Source organism: Solibacillus sp. FSL R5-0449 (assembly GCF_037975215.1).
Lineage (GTDB): Bacteria > Bacillota > Bacilli > Bacillales_A > Planococcaceae > Solibacillus.
The window spans coordinates 3,324,197-3,342,015 of sequence record NZ_CP150239.1 but is presented as its reverse complement, the minus strand read 5'-3'; the positions used below and the strand labels follow the sequence as shown (position 1 = coordinate 3,342,015).

Genomic DNA, 17,819 nt, shown 5'->3' with positions numbered 1-17,819 from the left:
ATAAAAATTTGTAAAAATCAAAAAATAATAACGAAATAACATAGAAAAAAATTACAATAAATACTATTATATTTAGAAAGAAAGGGTAAGCGCGTTAATAGATCGTTAAATTTTTATAATATGGGAGGTTAGGGAGAAATGATGAGTAGAAATATGAACAGTATAAGGAAAATTGTATTTCAGATTGGGGTAATTTGTTTCCTGTTAGCAGCTGCAGCAACTACAGGCTATGCCCAAATGTTTTCTGATGTAAAAAGTGATTCTAAATTAGATGAAGAACTGACAGTGTTAAATAATTTAGGTGGAGTAATACAATCACCAAATGAAAAATTTCGTGCAGATGATCCGATTACACGCTATGAAGTGGCTGAGTTTATCGTACGTACACTGCAAATTGATTTAGAGATGAGTACAACAATTCCTACATATTTAGACATTCCTGCCGAAGATCCGCGAATGCCAGTCATTGCAGCAATAACTGAGCTTGGGATGATGACGGGATTTGAAGGGAAATTTAATCCTGACGCAAAATTAACGCGCGCACAGGCGGTAAAGATTTTGATGCCTGCGTTTCAGTTAACTGGGCAGGCGGCAATCTCCTATACGGATATTGCAAAAAACCATAGTGCCGTACCTGCAATTCAAGCACTGTTGGCAAATAAAATTGTATATCCGGCAAAAAACCAAAAATTTAATCCGAACGAGCTGATGACACGCGGGGATTTTGTTTCATATCTTGCGAGAATTATTGAGCCATCATTAAGACCTACTGAACCAGAACAGCCTGTCTTCCAAAGCTGTGTGAAAGAAACGGCGAAAAAACGTTATGTAGTTGATGTCGCAGTAACAAACTTATGGAATAAACCTGACCAGGCACGTGCTGTTGACTATCCTTCGACAAAAAATCCGGTAGAAATGCAAAAATGGATTTCATCATTAAGTTTAGCTCAAAAGAAATGGCTTGTTGGTCGTACAGATACCCAGGCGTTGTACGGCGATGAAGTATCAATGCTTGAAACAAAAGGAAAATGGCAACGTGTTGCGGCAAAAGATCAATATGTACCATATTTAAAAGCAGGCTATCCTGGCTGGGTTCCACAATCTCATATTGTGGCAACGAACAAAAACTATGATGACTGCGGCATTGCGATTATTACTGCTGATAAAACAAATCTGTTAGAAAAAGATGCGAAAACGAAATTTTTACAGATCAGCTATGCGACGATTTTGCCGGTAATTGATGAGACTGCAAAATATTATTATGTAGAGACACCAGGTGATGGGGTCAAGCTACTAAAGAAAAGTGCAGCAAAATCATATGATTCCTATAGCGATGTCCCTAAACCGACAGCTGCTACAATCATTAAAGAAGCGAAACGCTATTTAGGGTTACCGTATCTTTGGGCGGGCACCTCTTCATGGGGATATGACTGCTCGGGCATTTTATATGGTGTTTTCCGTACACACGGTATCATGATTCCGAGGGATTCATTCTATCAGGCGACAGGGGGTAAAGCTGTTGCGAAGAAGGATTTAAAACCGGGTGACCTTGTATTCTTTGCGTATAATGGCGGCAAAGGGAAAGTTTATCATGTCGGCCTTTATATCGGTGACGGTAAAATGTTACATGCACCGCACTACGCATCAAAAGTTAAAATTGAATCAATGAATAGTGGTGTCTACAAAAAGAACTATTCTGGCGCAAGACGCTATTTATAATAGGCATGCACAGTTAATCAAAAATTTTCCGTTTCTTTTTAACTTACATGTCGAACTATTTAGTGTATTGTTAGGAGTAAGTTGGGTATATGTAAGGAATAAAGGAATTTTAATAAGGAGGCATATTTTATGAATCCGTGGTTAATAGCGTCCCTTGTTGTACTGGGAATTGCTGTAGTTCTGTTAATCGTCTGTATTGTTGTAGTAATCGGACCAATAAAAAAGGTCGTTACACTGCTGTTGGCACATGCTGAAGGAATCAAAAAACAGCTGAACCCTATTCAAACCGAAACAACAAAATTAACAACAACAGTCAATCGCATGATGGCAGATATCGAATATAAAAAAGAATCTGTCCAGTCAGTCATCCAATCTGTCAAACAGACTGGTAAGGTACTGGATCAAGTAAGCGATGAGTCACACGATGCGACTGTGAAAGTAATGAAGAAAGCAAACAATGATCCACAAAGACAAGCTGAGGTAGAACGTTGGACTAATACTGCAATGGGTATTATTCAGCGAAAAGCATAAAAGGAAAAGGAATGTACAAAAACTCTGTACATTCCTTTTTTAATTCAAATTTAACGTAATTTTGAATGTAAGCGTTATTTTTCTGTACTAGAACAGAACTTGCTGGCTTATAATCTATTCTTCTGTTTTTTGTTTAAAACATTAAATTCAAGGCATTCATAAATTGTTCAAATTAATCAGATAAATTGTGAAAACATTGTGAATATAGGGGATTGGGGGTTTCTTTTTAAATTAAAAGGAGTAATATAGAAAACAGGAAATGTGTTATATAACAAACTGCAACTGTCACGGGAGAATCGACTATTTATAATACAGTTTTATAAAAAAGGAGAAATGAAACATGTGGGTAGTAACAGTATTTAACAATATAAACGATATTCGTATATTTGAATATACGACGAAGATGGAAGCAACATCAACATTAGAAAAATATAAAAACGCAATCTTATCCTATACAAAATAAAAACGAAAAAGGAGCGGTAAAATATGTGGGTAGTAACAGTGTTCAATAATCCAAATGATATTCGTATGTTCGAATACGCAACGAAAAGCGAGGCTGCTGCATTTTTAGCAAAGTACAAAAATGCTGTCCTATCGTTTACAAACTAATTTAAAAAGGTCTATGCAGGAAACGGAAGAATCCTGCATAGACCTTTTTATTTGCGGTGGAATATTGAGAGTGGATCGGTCCATTTTTCTCGTTTATTTAATTAAAGGTATCTTAAACGAGAATGACGACGCTTAGAGAGATTTCTGGCTGCTAGTTACAGAAGAAGAGGAGAATGTTATAAGAACGATAACTATACTTTAAATAGATGGGTATACAGAAATAATGATTCTAAGTAGAATTTTTATGTAGTTAGTTTCGGTCTTAATTAATGTGTGACATAAATATGCAATTTATATAGAAGTATTTACTGAATTTATTTTATAGAAGGTTGACGAAATATAGCTAATATAAGATAATTTTAAATGGTAATAATAATTATTTTATAATAATTATTTCATTGATATTTATATAGGAGGAATTTTAAAATGGCATTAATCGGTAAAGAAATCGCACCATTCGCTGCAAAAGCATTCCACAAAGGTGAATTCATCGACGTATCTTCAGAAAACTTCAAAGGACAATGGTCAGTAGTATGCTTCTACCCTGCAGACTTCACATTCGTTTGCCCAACTGAGTTAGAAGACTTACAAAATGAATATGCTACTTTAAAATCTTTAGGAGTAGAAGTTTACTCTGTATCGACTGATACACACTTCACTCACAAAGCATGGCACGATACTTCTGATGCAATCGGTAAAATTGAGTACATCATGATTGGTGACCCATCTCATACAATTTCTAAAGCGTTTGACGTATTAAATGAAGAAGACGGCTTAGCGGAACGCGGTACATTCATCATCGATCCAGACGGTGTTGTACAAGCATTAGAAATTAATGCTGGCGGTATCGGCCGTGACGCTTCAATTTTAGTGAATAAAATTAAAGCGGCTCAATATGTACGTAACAATCCAGGTGAAGTTTGCCCAGCTAAATGGGAAGAAGGCGGCGAAACTTTAACACCAAGCTTAGATCTAGTAGGTAAAATCTAATCTGAGTAGTAAATAACAAACAAGTAAGCGACAAAAACAACCTTTATGGCTTGGTTTTTGTCGCTCTGTTTTTAACTTGAGATAAGAATGGGAAGCTCTCTACCTTCTAAATTAAATAGGAAAGAGGTGGAAGGCTGGCTGTATTAGAGAGAGAATCGCCGCTTATTTTTCGGGAGAGAACGATAAGCGGTATTCATACAGCAGCTTGTGCAGTGTTAGATAATCAGATTAAAGCGCAATTACAGCAGTATTTATCAATGCTGGAAGGTGATTTATTAATTAAAGTGAGTGTTAATGACGACAAAACATCGCAAGAAATGCTCAATTTAGTTGAAGAGCTGGAAAAGATGTCACCCCGCATTACGGTACAGCATGCAATATTAGAACGTACACCGAGTTTCAGTATTAATAAAGTAGGCGAAGGGGAATCTGGTGTTACGTTTGCTGGATTACCACTTGGTCATGAATTTACTTCATTAGTTTTAGCGCTTTTACAAGTTTCAGGTCGCGCACCGAAAATCGATGCAGCTGTTGTAAAACGCATTCAGGCGATTAAGCAACCATTGAAGTTTGAAACGTACGTAAGTTTAACTTGTCATAACTGTCCTGATGTTGTGCAGGCATTGAATATTATGGCAGTTTTAAACCCGAACATCTCGAACACGATGATCGAAGGTGGAGCATTCCAGTCTGAAATTAAAGACCGAGACATTATGGCAGTACCTACTGTATTTTTAAACGGCGAAAACTTCGGTGGCGGTCGTATGGAGTTAGAAGATATTTTAACAAAGTTAGGCGAAGTATCGGACGGCTCGGAATTTGCGGATAAAGAAGTATTTGATGTATTGGTAGTAGGTGGTGGTCCTGCAGGTTCTGCAGCTGCTATTTATTCGGCACGTAAAGGGATTCGTACGGGTATCGTGGCAGAACGCTTCGGTGGTCAGGTTAACGATACGCTATCAATTGAAAATATTATCGGGACAAAGGCTACAGAAGGTCCTGCTTTTGTATCGAGCCTGGAAGCGCATGTATTGGACTATGACATTGATGTGATGAAATCGCAACGTGCGGCAAAAATCGAGAAAAAAGATCTGATTGAAGTGACGTTAGAAAACGGCGCGGTATTAAAAGGGAAAACAGTTATCCTTTCTACAGGGGCTCGCTATCGTCAGCTTGGTGTACCTGGTGAGGAAGAGTTTAAAAATAAAGGCGTTGCGTATTGCCCGCACTGTGACGGCCCGATATTCAAAGGGAAAGATGTTGCGGTAATCGGCGGCGGTAACTCAGGCGTAGAAGCGGCAATCGACTTAGCGGGTATTGTTAACCATGTTACGTTACTGCAACGCAACAGTGAGTTGAAGGCAGATAAAGTGTTGCAGGAGCGTGTTCGCGGCCTGAAAAACGTTACAGTAATTACAAATGCTTCAACTACTGAAATTACAGGAACGGATAAAGTAAATGGTCTAACGTATAAAGATGTTGTGACAGGTGAAGAAAAGCATATCGGATTACAAGGTGTATTCGTTCAAATTGGTTTATTGCCAAACACAGAATTCCTTGAAGGAACTGTAGAAATGAATGCGCATGGCGAAATTATTATCGATAAGCACGGTGCAACTAATGTTCCTGGAGTTTTTGCAGCAGGCGATTGCACAGATACAGTATACAAGCAAATCGTTATTTCGATGGGCTCTGGGGCAACAGCTGCTTTAGGTGCATTCGACTATATGATCCGTAATGTAGATTCACGTGAATTTGTAGAAGCATAATTATAAAATCCGTTGTACGTAAAATCGTGCAACGGATTTTTTTTAAGGGTAAAATAACGGTAATTAAATCAAGCTTAACGAGAGTTGGTGAGAATGGTGAAAAGGGAGCGAACATTGCGTATTTGTCCAAAGGGACACCGATATTATAAAAGTACAGATTGTGGAACTTGTCCTAAATGCGAGCAGGCTAATAAACCGTCAAAAGGATTTTTATCTCGTTTAACTTCACCTGCACGAAATGCCTTAATAAATGCGGGCATTACCGAGTTGGAGCAGCTTGCTGAATATACGGAAAGTGAAATTTTACAATTGCATGGGATTGGACCTTCTTCGATGCCTAAATTAAAACAAGCGATGGCTGAGAAGAGCTTAAATTTTAAAAGTTAAAAATGTTAATGCTTAAAAGTAAAAGTGTAAGCATCTCTAATTTCGGGTAATAGATAAGAGAACATTCGAAAAGGAGGCTTTTATAATGAAAGACGATAAAATAAAACATAAAAAGCTCGACAATCCGGATTTATTGAATACCGAAAAGGAAAGCATTTTCGATATAGATGAGGAAATGAAATTTGTGGATCCAATTCCGATGGAAGAATTGAATGATCAGGTGAAAGATGAAAAATATCGTGCGAACACGAAAACTACTTCCGGTAGTGAGCGTAAAAATTCGCCGGACGAAACGAAAGATAAGTAATTTACAAATAAAGTTTAGAGGTTGGCCATTTTGCAAATTAGGCAAAGTGGTCAATTTTTGCTGTTCGAAATTAATCAGCAAAAAGCCCGCTGTAAATGAACGCAGCGAGCTTGGTGTGAAACTACGAAAGACTGACGGGAGGAAGAATATCATCAATTGTTCGTGCTAATTTTAACGCTTTTAACTGGAACTGTTCATAAAAGGCTTCTGTCCCTGCACCACCGATATAAAAAGAAATATGCTCGTGAACTTGTGCCAATTTTTCTAGGGTATGAATAGATTGGGCGAATTCATTGTAAGCAATCTCGGTAGATCCTGTTAATAAAACAATTGCCGGCTTTTTTAACGCGATAGCAGATTGTATCGCAGTTGGTGCTGGTGAAGGACCGAGCATAAGTGTGCGGTAACCCCGCAACATACATTGGATGAGTAGAATTTGCATAGGGATTTCATGTCTTTCTCCAGGTAGACAGCTCCCTAATGCGAGCGGCGCATCGTCCGGAACATAAAAATGTCGACGAAGGTGGCTTAAAAAGTCGCGCACTGTTTGACTGCTTATTGCTTCTTGGTATTCACCCCAGGCTTTTTCGCACCAAAGCTGTCCAACTTCGTGAAGGAAGGGAACAACAATGTCCCGAATCAGTTTCTCTACACCAAATTTATGGTGAGCCTGTTCGAGCAAATGTAATATTTTATGCTCATTCGCATCGGTACCGGCCTGAATTAGTGCTTTGTGGAAGTACGATACAGGGTCTTCTTCCGGTACATCCTTATTTTTAATATAGTGATCGACCGCTTGTTTGATCGTCATGCCGCTATTCACATACTGTTTCAGCTGCAATAACGTTTGAACTTCATCTTCCGAATATACGCGATAACCATTGTCTAATCTGTCCGGTTGAATGATCTGGTAGCGATCTTCCCATTTTCGGATCAGTTGTTTAGAAAGATTTGTTAAGTTAGATACTTGTTGTATTGAGTATGTTTTTTTAGTCATATTTTACCACCTCCTAAAAGGAATCCTTGTTAAACTCTATTCAACCGAAAAATAAAGTACTTGTCAAATGTTTTTCATATACTGTACAATGTTTGTATAACATGAAGTGAGGGGTATTATAAAAAAGTGCCATCACCTTGCAATATTTGGAAGAAATAAAATAAGAGGAGGCTATGTGATGTCTAAACATCCATTGGAAAAATGGGGAACTGTAATGGGCGGTAAGAAAACACGTTGGGTCGTTTTGGCTTTATGGATTATGTTTGCCGTTGTATTTGCACTTATCTTTCCGCAAATTAATAGTGTTGAAAACTTTGTAGGCGATGAAATCCCTGATACTTATACATCAATTCAAGCAGGAAAAATTATGGAGGAAGAATTTTCTTCTGACAGTGGGATCCCGCTATTAATTACTTGGTATAACGAATCAGGCCTTACAGAAGAAGATTTGACAAATATTCAAGGGTTATACAAACAGCTGGCGGATGATCCGTTAGATGGGCAGGAAACAATCCCGCCATTCCATGAACTTCCCGTTTCAGCATTAATGGGATCACTTTCCGAGAACGGTGCAGCACTTGTTACACCTGTTTTCTTTTCAACAGATAAAAATTCAGATGTCTTAAAAGAAAATTTAGCGATTATTAAAGAACGTACAGAAAGTCAATTTGGCGAAAATCCATATGATAATAATTTAGAAGATGAAGGACTTCATGCTAGATTCTCTGGACCGGTTGGTATTTCGATTGATGCGACAGATCTATTCAAAGCAGCTGACGTACAACTAATGGTTGCCACTGTAGTAATCATTTTAGTCATCTTATTAGTAATTTACCGTTCGCCAATTTTAGCGATTATCCCGTTAATAGTTGTAGGGATTGCGTATTTAGTTGTAAGTCCACTATTGGGCGTGATGGCTGAAAACGGATGGATCGATAAAGACGCACAAGCGGTAGCAATTATGATTGTACTATTGTTTGGTGCAGGTACGGACTATTGTTTATTTTTAATCACACGTTACCGAGATATATTGCTGACTGAAGACAATAAATTTACAGCATTGGCATCGGCTGTGCGTGAATCGACAGGTGCAATCGTCATGAGTGGCTTAACAGTAGTTATCGGTTTAGCGACATTGGCATTGGCAGATTATGGGGCATTCCAGCGTTTTGCGGTTCCGTTTAGCTTTGGTGTATTAATTACAGGTTTTGCAGTAGTTACATTGCTGCCGGCTATTCTTGGTATTTTAGGTCGCGCTGCGTTTTGGCCATTTGTTCCACGTACGGAAGAAGCTGAAAAAGCACATGCAAAAAAGAAAAATAAACCATATAAACAACGTAAACCTAATCACCGCTATATGCGCAAGATTGGTGAATTTGTTACTTCGAAACCATGGCTTGTCATAATTGTTGCAGGAGTAATATTAATTGGTTTAGCATTCGCTTCAACAAATATTAAGTACAACTACGATTTAATTTCTTCCTTCCCTGAAGATATGCCTTCACGTGAAGGATTTACAATCATTGAAGAAAACTTTACACCAGGTGAATTAGCACCGGTTCAGTTGTTAGTAGACAGTGAAGGAACTGATTTGAACATTACTGAGCAATTATTAAGACTCCCTTATGTCGGTGTAGTAAAAGAAATGCGTAAAGGGGAAACAAATAACAACATTCAGCTTTATGAAATTGATTTGGATAAAAATCCATACTCGAATGAAGCGATGGATGATGTTGAGCAAATGAAGGACGATGTTAAAGAAATACTTGCTGATAAAAATCTGGAAGACGGTAAATTCTGGATTGGGGGCGAAACGAGTTCGCAACTTGATACAAAAGTCGTTCAGTCAGGCGATGAGAAAATCATTCAACCTGTCATGATTATTATTATTTTCGTCGTATTATTAGCCTACTTACGTGCCTTAATCACATCGGTTCAATTAATGGTAACAGTAGTGATTTCTTTCTTCGCTGCTTTAGGTGCAGGCTGGCTGATCATTCATTACGGTTTAGGACATGAAGCAATGGCTAGTTCGATTCCGTTGTATAGTTTCGTATTTATTATCGCATTAGGTAATGACTATAATATTTTCATGATTTCTGATATATGGAAAAACCGCAAGCGCGGTATTGCACATAGAGAGGCCATTTCAAATGGTATAGCATCAACAGGTGCGGTTATCACATCTGCTGGTCTAATTTTAGCTGGTACATTCCTAGTATTAGCGACATTACCAATCCAACTGCTAGTACAATTCGGTATCGTAACAGCCGTAGGGGTATTGCTAGATACATTTGTCGTACGTCCATTACTTGTACCGGCGCTCATTACGGTGTTTGGTAAATGGTCATACTGGCCGAACAAAAAGCTCGAAAAATAAGAAAAAGCGTATAGCTCCCTAATTTTAAGGGACTATACGCTTTTTTTAGTGTTATACGGGCGCATTAGCGCTTTTGTTCTAGGAAGTTAATGAACCGGATTGCAGGCGATACATGAGTTCATACTTGCCGCCAAGTGCGACAAGTTCATCATGGTTGCCTTGTTCAACAATTTCACCACGGTCCAATACTAAAATTTTATCTGCATTTTTAATAGTTGAAAGTCGGTGAGCGATAATAAATGTTGTACGACCTTTTTTCAGTACATCCATTGCATGTTGGATAATTTCTTCTGTTTCTGAGTCAATGTTCGATGTCGCCTCATCCAGAATAAGAATAGCCGGATTAAATGCAAGCGCTCGCGCAAACGAAATTAACTGGCGCTGACCAGAAGAAAGCGTACTGCCTTTTTCGATTACAGGCTCATCAATTCCTTTTTCGAATTTTGATAATACACGATCGCCTCCGACTGCTTCGAGTGCTTTTTCAACGGTTTCTCTTGAAATCCGCTTATCATTGAGGCTAATGTTCGAAGCAATTGTCCCAGTGAACAAGTAAGGGTCCTGCAATACGATTCCCATATGTTCACGAATTGCTTGACGGGGTAGCTTCGTAATATCTTTTCCATCAATAATGATGCGGCCTTTTTGCGGGTCATAGAAGCGGAACAATAAATTCATGATCGAACTTTTTCCTGAACCTGTATGACCGACAAGTGCAATTGTTTCGCCTTCTTTTGCTTCAAAGTTAATACCCTTCAACACATACTCATCATTTTTATAGGCAAATGATACATGATCGAATACAACATTACCTTTATAGCGTTCAATTCGTTCTTTACTTACAGTTTCCCCTTGCTGATCCAGCAGTTCAAATACCCGTGAACCAGCAACAAGTGAACGTTCAAGCTGGGAGAACTGGTTGACTAAATTCGTAATCGGATTGAACAGACGCGTAATATAATCAACAAATGCATACAGCGTACCCGCTGTTACCGCTTCAGGCAATGTCATCGATTGAGTACCGAAGTAAAAAACAAATACGGCAAACATTCCTAGTCGTAAAATGTTGACAAGGTTATGTGACGTCGCGGAGTCCAGCATTAAAAGTTTACGATTGTATTTATAATGTTCGTCATTCATCTCATCGAACTCTTGCTTCATCTGCTCTTCACGGCGGAATGCCTGAATAATCGTCATCCCGTTGATCGACTCATTGATCATTGCATTAATATCCGCAATTTTTGTTCGAATAATATGATTGTACTGGGAAGCAAATTTTCGGTATAAAATCATCCAAATATAAACGATCGGAACGAGTAATAGAGCAAAGAGTGCCATTTTCCAATTTAAAATAAATAAGGCTATATATACCCCTGCAATGGTAATAAAGCTGTTCGCAAATTGCGAAAGTACAGTTACATACAGATTTCGAATTGCTTCGGTATCATTTGTGACACGGGCAACAACTTTCCCGGCTGGTAAGTTATCGAAGTATTCAATTGGCAGCTTTTGAATATGTCCGAATACATCTTTCCGTAACTGCTGAATAACGAAGTTTGCACCACGTTGTAAAAAGATGAACATTAAATAACGGAACACAGCAGTAAGCACAGATAATAGGAAGAAAATCGACAGCAGTATCGCAATCGGTTCTACTTGCAAATTACCTGGTTCCATATAATGGTCGATAATATATTTCGCGATGAACGGTCCTGCAATATCAGTTGCGACCGCAATTGTTAATAAAGCTAAGCCGATTAAAATCGGTTTTTTAAATTTTAAAGCATAAAGGTACAGTCGTTTTGATGTACTCATTATTGCTCCACCTCCTCAAGCTGCTGGCGGTCAAACTGTTCTTTGTACCAGCCACCTAAGCGAAGGAGCTCTTCATGTGTACCTCGTTCAACGATATAACCATCATCCAGCACGATAATTTCATCCGCATGCTGAATACCTGACAGGCGGTGTGTTGAAATGATTGTTGTTTTTCCAGCGCGCTCTGTTTGTATATTTTCGATAATTTTTGATTCTGTTTTAGCATCGACAGCAGATAAAGAATCGTCCAAAATTAAAATTTCGGGATCTTTAATCAATGCACGTGCAATGGATACACGTTGCTTTTGGCCACCTGATAAAGATACACCTTTTTCACCAACAAGCGTCTCAATACCAAGCGGTAAATTGGACAAATCTTTCTCGAAATCTGCCAGTCGAATGGCTTCTTCAATTTCACTGTCCGTTGCATTTTCTTTCCCGAATAAAATGTTTTCTCGGATTGTACGTGAAAATAGTATATGGTCCTGTGGCACATAGCCGATCCAGTCCAAAATTTGTTCTTTTGTCATTTTTGCCAAGTCCGTATCATTAATAGCAATTTGCCCATTGCCTAACGGATATTCACGCAGCAGCTGACGAATAAATGTCGTCTTTCCTGAACCAGTTTTACCGACAATGCCGAGTGTTTGCCCTTTTTTGAGGTTCAGGGAGATTTGCTGCAAGTTTTTCACCTGAGATAGAGGGTACTGGAATGTAAACTCAGAAAACCCGATAGAATTCGGTACATGATGCGTCATTGGCGAAGGAGGATTTTGAACATCCGCTTCATATTCCAATGTATCCTGTACACGGTCAAGGGAAGCACTTCCTTGCTGCATAACATTAATAAGCTCGCCAATAGCAAACATCGGCCAAATTGCCAAACCTAAATAGACGTTAAATGAAACGAGCTGACCGACCGTTAGCTCATTATTTGAAACAAGAACAGCACCATAGCCTAATGCGATTACATAACAAATACCCGTTCCGATTTTCGTAATTGGCATAAAAAGTCCGTTAATATATGCAACACGCATATTTTTGGCGAAAATGTTCTCACTCATTTCCGAGAAGCGTTCTTCATCTTTTCCTTCTTGAACATATGCGCGGATTACACGCGTTCCTGCAACAGATTCAAGCACGTTGTCATTCATCTCACCGAATGCATCCTGTGCTTTCATGTAGCGTTCATGAACAATTTTCCCTAAATATTGAATGATTATAGCCATTATTGGAATCGGGAGCATTGCAAAAAATGTCAGCTTCCAAGAGATGAAAAAGCCCATCGCTAAAATGATCAGTGCCATATAGACCGTCGAATCAATGAGGGTCATAATACCGAAGCCGGCAGTTAATGTAACGGCATTTAAATCGTTTGTGGCTTTGGCCATCAAGTCACCAGTACGGTTTTTTTCATAAAACGTCGGCGTCATTTTTAAAAACTGATGCATCAGTTTTTTTCGCAAAATACGGTCAAGTGTAATGGAACCGCCAAATAACTGATATTGCCAGATGAAATTTAAAGCGTAGCTCACGATGGCAGCCCCAATAACGAAGCCTACATACTTCAGCAGCAGCATCTGAGTCATGTCTCCACTTGTCATATCATCAATGGCCTCACCTAAAATCCATGGAGGCAAAACTTCGATAAAGCTCGCCAACATTAGGAGTACAATCGCAATTGTATATTGCTTACGGTACATTTTTAAAAACCATTTTAATTTCACAAAAACATTAAACATTACGTATACCTTCTTTCTTCAATGTTGATCGTGTTGCTACCCATCATCGTATCGATCCATTTTTAATAGTTTTCGGTTCAAAAAGATAGTCATATAAAGCCCTCCTGTAATTTTGTTACACTAAAATGCATCGTACATTTATTCACATGTTTAATGCCTGCATGATGTAAACAAAAAAGACACCTTTCCAATTTTTCGAAAAGGTGTCAAAACGAAAAAGGGCACAGGGGAATCCATACCTGTGCCTTTTATTTACATGTACGTGCAAAATTAAAACAAAAGTTCAGGTTAGGGCAATATGAAATTGTCGCTTTTGAAATGTGTAAATTTACAATTGATGTGTTCATATCCCTTAACTCCTTTCCTTGTTTTAATTTATTTAGTGTTCCTTAATATTAGTGTAGGCAATTATCGTTGTCAATATTTTTTGAAAACATTTTATTTTCAGTGTTGTAATTTATTGTATTTATTATAATTAAATAGACTTAGAGGATTCCGACTGTAAATGGTACTCATAAAAGTCACTGGAAGTTTGAAAATTGTTTGTTAATTCTGTATCTTGAAAGTAATACATCAAAAGGAGTGATACAACAATGAAGAAATTGTTAATGGTCGTGCTATTTGCGCTTGTACTCGCAGCATGCGGGACAAAAGAGACGAGTGATGATGTAAATAATGTCCCGGGAAATAATACAGACGATGTGACACAGGGTAGCCCTGAAGTGAAAGAGGAAAAAATCACTTTATATAAGTCAGATGATAATGCGGAAAATACCGTACCATTTGATGAAAATTTTGATAGCAGTGAAGAAGAACTAGTCCCGTTTATTTTCTCAAAAGTAAATGAACATGATGTAGAGCTGCTGGATTATACGATGGAAAATGAAGATAAAACCTTAGTGCTTAATTTAGGTGACGATATATACACGATTCAAGGTTCAGCAGGTGCCAATATGTTTGTTGAAACATTAGCGCGTTCTTATTTTGAGAATTTACCTGAATTGCAGGAAGTGACGTTTTTATATAAAGGATCGGATGAACCAGTCTTGGATCATATGAATATAGGATTACCATATAAACGAGAAGATTTTGATATGTAGACGGGGGATAGCTGAAGATGAAGCAACTATGGACTAATGGCACGATATATACGATGGAACAAGAAGGCGCAACTGTACAGGCGGTGCTTGTTCAGGACGGTAAAATCGTAGAAACAGGAACATTCGATGAATTACAAGTATATGCGGATGACATTATCGATTTGCAGGGTGCAGTTATGTATCCAGGTTTTGTAGATAGCCATCTCCATATGATTGGACACGGTGAAAAGTTGTTGCGTCTTGATTTGACAGTAGCTACAAGCGGTGAAGAGCTTGTAAAACTGGTGAAAAATGCGGCAGCTCAACTTCAGGAAGGGCAGTGGCTCATTGGGGATGGCTGGAATGAAAATCAATTTACAGATAGCCGCATCCCAACGAAAGAAGAATTGGATGCAGTAACGAATAACCCTGTATTCCTTAATCGTGTGTGCCATCATGTTGCCTTAGTCAATTCAGCTTCACTTCAATTGGCGGGGGTTACAACAGGTACTGAAGATCCGGCAGGCGGAATGATAGGACGGAATGAAAATAATGAGTTAAACGGATTGTTGTACGAACAGGCAACGAGTCTAGTATCTTCATTATTCAAACAAGAGGGAGATAGCTATATTGAGAGCTTAGCGCAGTCATTGCAGCTGGCGATTGAACATATGCAATCTTACGGATTAACTGGCGGGCATACAGAAGAGATGAGTTATTATGGTCATTATTTGAATCCATTGACTGCCTATCACCGTGTAGTTGGCGAACGGAAGCATTTCCGAGTTAATTTATTGCGTCATCATACTGTATTCGAAGAAATGATGACGAATAATGCACAGTTCAATGAACCGTATATTGAGCCGGGTGCGATGAAAATTTTTGCGGATGGTTCGTTAGGCGGCTCTACTGCTGCACTTTTGGCACCCTATTCAAATGATGAACAAAATAAAGGGATGCTTATTCATACTGACGATCAAATGGAAGCACTCATTCAATTAGCGCGTAAATATAATGAAGCGGTAGCCATTCATATAATCGGTGATGGGGCAATGGAACAGGTGCTACAGTATTTAGAAAAATATCCTGTAGCTGACGGGAAGCGCGACCGACTGATCCATTGCTGTGTCGTATCAGAAGAACAACTTGCCCGAATGAAGAAGCTTCAAGTTATATTGGATTTGCAGCCGGCCTTTGTTACATCAGACTATCCATGGGTAACGGAGAAACTTGGTGAGAACCGTGCTGGTCATCATTATGCGTGGAAAACGTTTATAGAAGAAGGGTTTATATGTGCTGCAGGTACTGATGCGCCGATTGAAGCAATGAGTCCATTTGAGACAATCTATGCGGCAGTCGAGCGAAAGAAACCGACAGATGCACATGAAGGTTATGACCCTAAGCAAAAGCTTACACGTTTTGAGGCAGTAAAAATGTACACGGTTGGAAGTGCTGAGGCAATTTGCAAGGAAGACGAGCGCGGCTATATCCGAAAAGGATATGATGCAGACTTTACAATTCTCGATACAGATTTAATGAAATGCAGCCCGGAGGAAATTCTTCAGACAAATGCATTGCTGACAGTTGTTGGAGGTACGATCGTTTATAAAAGAGACTAGGATAATAAAAGAATCACAAAATAATGTGGTTCTTTTTATTTTGAAATATATCCTAGTAAACATATAGTAATTATATAATAAGGGGTTGTTATTATTTCCAATAAAAGTTAATATATTAAAAACAGAAAATTCAGTTAAAAAGGAGGAAGGTAAGAATGAAGTTACAAAAAGTATGGTGGCTATTATTGTTTTCTTTTATCCTCATATTGGCTGCATGCAGTAATGACGAGGAAACATCTCCAAACAGTTCGGCCGATTCTAGTGCCGAAACGGATGCTGGTAAAGATTCAGCTACAGAGAATACATCATCAGAAGGCGGCGAGCTTGTAATTGAAGTTCTTTCAGAAGCAGTTGAATTAGATCCACACGGCTCAAATGATGTCCCTTCATCAAATGTACAACGCAATATTTTCGAGACATTAGTTGTCCGTAATTTTGATACTGGTGAGATCGAACCTTTATTAGCAGAGTCATGGGAATATCTCGACGATTTAACATTGCAGTTAAAACTGCGCCAAGGGGTAAAGTTCCATGATGGGACAGATTTCAATGCGGAAGCGGTTAAAGCGAATTTAGATCGTCTGCTTGATCCGAATATTGCATCACCTCGTCTTTCTAATTTTGAACCGATTAAAGAAGTAGTCGTTGTCGATGACTATACAGTTCAGATTAAAACAGAAGAGCCTTATGGACCGTTGCTGTTTGCATTAACACATCCTGGCGGCGATATGATGAGTCCGGCGGTTATTGAAGAAGATTATAAACGTATGGAAAGTGGCGGTGAAGCGCGTGCATACGGAAATGAAAATCCGATCGGCACTGGCTTCCTGAAGTTAGAGAAGTGGACACCTGGTCAGGAAATTCGTCTTGTGAAAAATACAGAATACTGGGGTGATCAAGTAGCCTATGATTCTGCTGTATTTAAAACCGTGCCGGAAAGTGCAACACGGGCGGCTGACTTGGAAGCAGGCTATGCGCACATTATCGACCCGGTACAACCAACAGAAGTACCGCTTGTCGAAGGGTTTGCCCAAGTAGTAAAACAGCCTTCAGTTTCCATTTCCTATTTAGGTTTCAATACAGAAAAAGCGCCATTTGATAATCCGAAAGTACGTCAGGCCATTTCAAAAGCGCTTGATCGTGAAGCGATATTAAAAGGCGTTTATGATGGCTTTGGTGTTCAGGCATTTGGCCCGCTATCGCCAATGGTATGGGGTTATAACGAAGAAGTGGCGAAACAGGACACTAATATTGATGAAGCAAAGAAATTGCTGGAAGAAGCAGGCTTCCCGGATGGATTTAAAACGACAATCTGGACAAATGATAACCCGCAACGCCAGCAAATTGCGATCATCCTGCAAGAAACGTTAAAGCAGCTCAACATTCAGGTGGAAATTGAAGTAATGGAATGGGGCGCTTATTTAGAAAGAACATCTAAAGGTGACCACGATATGTTCATGCTTGGGTGGGCACCTTCTACAGGAGATGCGGACGGGGCACTTTACCCGCTATTCCACACTTCTGATATCGGCAATAACAACCGTACACGCTACAGCAATAAAGAGCTGGATGAGCTATTGGAAGTTGGGCGCATTGAGACAGACGAAACGATTCGCATGGATATTTATAAACAGGCACAGGATATTATTATTAATGAAGCACCTGCAGCATTTATCCACCACCAAGCTTATTTAACAGGTTATGCAAATAGCGTTACAGGCTTCTCAATCGATGCGACTGGCATTTATCAGATCCAAAACGTGAAAATTTCACAATGATTTAATATAAGTACTGTTCACTAACCGGGCTATTTGGGGGAGTGGACAGTATTTTTGTTTGGAAAATTTATTTATAATAATACTGACTATAGCGAAG

The 17,819-nt window shown here is 38.9% G+C and carries 15 protein-coding genes; 12 read left to right on the top strand and 3 right to left on the bottom strand.

Annotated elements, in window-relative coordinates; genetic code table 11:
• The first annotated feature begins 138 nt into the window (after positions 1-138).
• From MKY27_RS16735 to MKY27_RS16700, 8 genes are all read left to right on the top strand, one after another.
• Positions 139-1,719, top strand: a complete 1,581-nt coding sequence (locus MKY27_RS16735; RefSeq protein WP_339196447.1) for an NlpC/P60 family protein — start codon at positions 139-141, stop codon at positions 1,717-1,719.
• A gap of 129 nt (positions 1,720-1,848) precedes the next feature.
• Entirely contained in the window at positions 1,849-2,250 is a 402-nt protein-coding gene (locus MKY27_RS16730; RefSeq protein WP_339196445.1) for a DUF948 domain-containing protein, read from the top strand.
• 340 nt (positions 2,251-2,590) lie between these two features.
• Entirely contained in the window at positions 2,591-2,713 is a 123-nt protein-coding gene (locus MKY27_RS16725; protein ID WP_339174224.1) for a hypothetical protein, read from the top strand.
• Between the two features lie 23 nt (positions 2,714-2,736).
• Entirely contained in the window at positions 2,737-2,859 is a 123-nt protein-coding gene (locus MKY27_RS16720) for a hypothetical protein (protein ID WP_339174221.1), read from the top strand.
• Between the two features lie 426 nt (positions 2,860-3,285).
• The gene (gene ahpC, locus MKY27_RS16715) at positions 3,286-3,849 is read left to right on the top strand and encodes an alkyl hydroperoxide reductase subunit C (protein WP_339174218.1); all 564 of its coding nucleotides are present in this window, start codon (positions 3,286-3,288) and stop codon (positions 3,847-3,849) included.
• A gap of 212 nt (positions 3,850-4,061) precedes the next feature.
• On the top strand, positions 4,062-5,618 hold the full coding sequence (gene ahpF, locus MKY27_RS16710) for an alkyl hydroperoxide reductase subunit F (RefSeq protein ID WP_339196443.1): 1,557 nt from the start codon (positions 4,062-4,064) through the stop codon (positions 5,616-5,618).
• Positions 5,619-5,714: 96 nt separating this feature from the next.
• Positions 5,715-6,005 carry an RNA polymerase alpha subunit C-terminal domain-containing protein gene (locus MKY27_RS16705; RefSeq protein WP_339176666.1) on the top strand — a complete coding sequence of 97 codons (291 nt, stop codon included), beginning with the start codon at positions 5,715-5,717 and terminating at the stop codon, positions 6,003-6,005.
• A gap of 85 nt (positions 6,006-6,090) precedes the next feature.
• Entirely contained in the window at positions 6,091-6,312 is a 222-nt protein-coding gene (locus MKY27_RS16700; RefSeq protein WP_339174214.1) for a hypothetical protein, read from the top strand.
• Positions 6,313-6,433: 121 nt separating this feature from the next.
• Here the strand turns inward: MKY27_RS16700 and MKY27_RS16695 are convergent, their stop codons facing one another.
• Entirely contained in the window at positions 6,434-7,309 is an 876-nt protein-coding gene (locus MKY27_RS16695; protein WP_339196441.1) for a MerR family transcriptional regulator, read from the bottom strand.
• Between the two features lie 178 nt (positions 7,310-7,487).
• Between MKY27_RS16695 and MKY27_RS16690 the strand changes: the two genes are divergently transcribed.
• Positions 7,488-9,689: an MMPL family transporter gene (locus MKY27_RS16690; RefSeq protein WP_339196439.1), complete on the top strand. Its 2,202-nt coding sequence runs from the start codon at positions 7,488-7,490 to the stop codon at positions 9,687-9,689.
• Between the two features lie 78 nt (positions 9,690-9,767).
• Here the strand turns inward: MKY27_RS16690 and MKY27_RS16685 are convergent, their stop codons facing one another.
• Both MKY27_RS16685 and MKY27_RS16680 read right to left on the bottom strand, forming a co-directional pair.
• The gene (locus tag MKY27_RS16685) at positions 9,768-11,504 is read right to left on the bottom strand and encodes an ABC transporter ATP-binding protein (RefSeq protein ID WP_339196437.1); all 1,737 of its coding nucleotides are present in this window, start codon (positions 11,502-11,504) and stop codon (positions 9,768-9,770) included.
• Positions 11,504-13,246, bottom strand: coding sequence for an ABC transporter ATP-binding protein (locus tag MKY27_RS16680; RefSeq protein ID WP_339174204.1), 1,743 nt, complete (start codon positions 13,244-13,246; stop codon positions 11,504-11,506). Before MKY27_RS16680 ends, MKY27_RS16685 begins: the two co-directional genes overlap by 1 nt.
• 593 nt (positions 13,247-13,839) lie before the next feature.
• Here MKY27_RS16680 and MKY27_RS16675 point away from each other — a divergent pair.
• The 3 genes from MKY27_RS16675 (at position 13,840) to MKY27_RS16665 (ending at position 17,722) form a co-directional block, all read left to right on the top strand.
• A complete protein-coding gene (locus tag MKY27_RS16675; protein WP_339174201.1) occupies positions 13,840-14,346 on the top strand; it encodes a fructose-2,6-bisphosphatase in 507 nt (168 codons plus the stop codon).
• Between the two features lie 17 nt (positions 14,347-14,363).
• On the top strand, positions 14,364-15,944 hold the full coding sequence (locus MKY27_RS16670; RefSeq protein WP_339196435.1) for an amidohydrolase: 1,581 nt from the start codon (positions 14,364-14,366) through the stop codon (positions 15,942-15,944).
• Positions 15,945-16,099: 155 nt separating this feature from the next.
• Positions 16,100-17,722, top strand: coding sequence for a glutathione ABC transporter substrate-binding protein (locus tag MKY27_RS16665; protein WP_339196433.1), 1,623 nt, complete (start codon positions 16,100-16,102; stop codon positions 17,720-17,722).
• Positions 17,723-17,819: the final 97 nt, after the last annotated feature.

Excerpts from the sequence above, each read along its gene's own strand:
- MKY27_RS16700 (WP_339174214.1), top strand. The coding sequence starts at position 6,091 with ATGAAAGACGATAAAATAAAACATAAAAAGCTCGACAATCCGGATTTA.
- MKY27_RS16685 (WP_339196437.1), bottom strand. The coding sequence starts at position 11,504 with ATGAGTACATCAAAACGACTGTACCTTTATGCTTTAAAATTTAAAAAA.
- MKY27_RS16735 (WP_339196447.1), top strand. The coding sequence starts at position 139 with ATGATGAGTAGAAATATGAACAGTATAAGGAAAATTGTATTTCAGATT.
- MKY27_RS16720 (WP_339174221.1), top strand. The coding sequence starts at position 2,737 with ATGTGGGTAGTAACAGTGTTCAATAATCCAAATGATATTCGTATGTTC.
- MKY27_RS16690 (WP_339196439.1), top strand. The coding sequence starts at position 7,488 with ATGTCTAAACATCCATTGGAAAAATGGGGAACTGTAATGGGCGGTAAG.
- MKY27_RS16665 (WP_339196433.1), top strand. The coding sequence starts at position 16,100 with ATGAAGTTACAAAAAGTATGGTGGCTATTATTGTTTTCTTTTATCCTC.
- MKY27_RS16730 (WP_339196445.1), top strand. The coding sequence starts at position 1,849 with ATGAATCCGTGGTTAATAGCGTCCCTTGTTGTACTGGGAATTGCTGTA.
- MKY27_RS16675 (WP_339174201.1), top strand. The coding sequence starts at position 13,840 with ATGAAGAAATTGTTAATGGTCGTGCTATTTGCGCTTGTACTCGCAGCA.
- ahpC (WP_339174218.1), top strand. The coding sequence starts at position 3,286 with ATGGCATTAATCGGTAAAGAAATCGCACCATTCGCTGCAAAAGCATTC.
- MKY27_RS16670 (WP_339196435.1), top strand. The coding sequence starts at position 14,364 with ATGAAGCAACTATGGACTAATGGCACGATATATACGATGGAACAAGAA.
- MKY27_RS16725 (WP_339174224.1), top strand. The coding sequence starts at position 2,591 with ATGTGGGTAGTAACAGTATTTAACAATATAAACGATATTCGTATATTT.
- MKY27_RS16695 (WP_339196441.1), bottom strand. The coding sequence starts at position 7,309 with ATGACTAAAAAAACATACTCAATACAACAAGTATCTAACTTAACAAAT.
- MKY27_RS16680 (WP_339174204.1), bottom strand. The coding sequence starts at position 13,246 with ATGTTTAATGTTTTTGTGAAATTAAAATGGTTTTTAAAAATGTACCGT.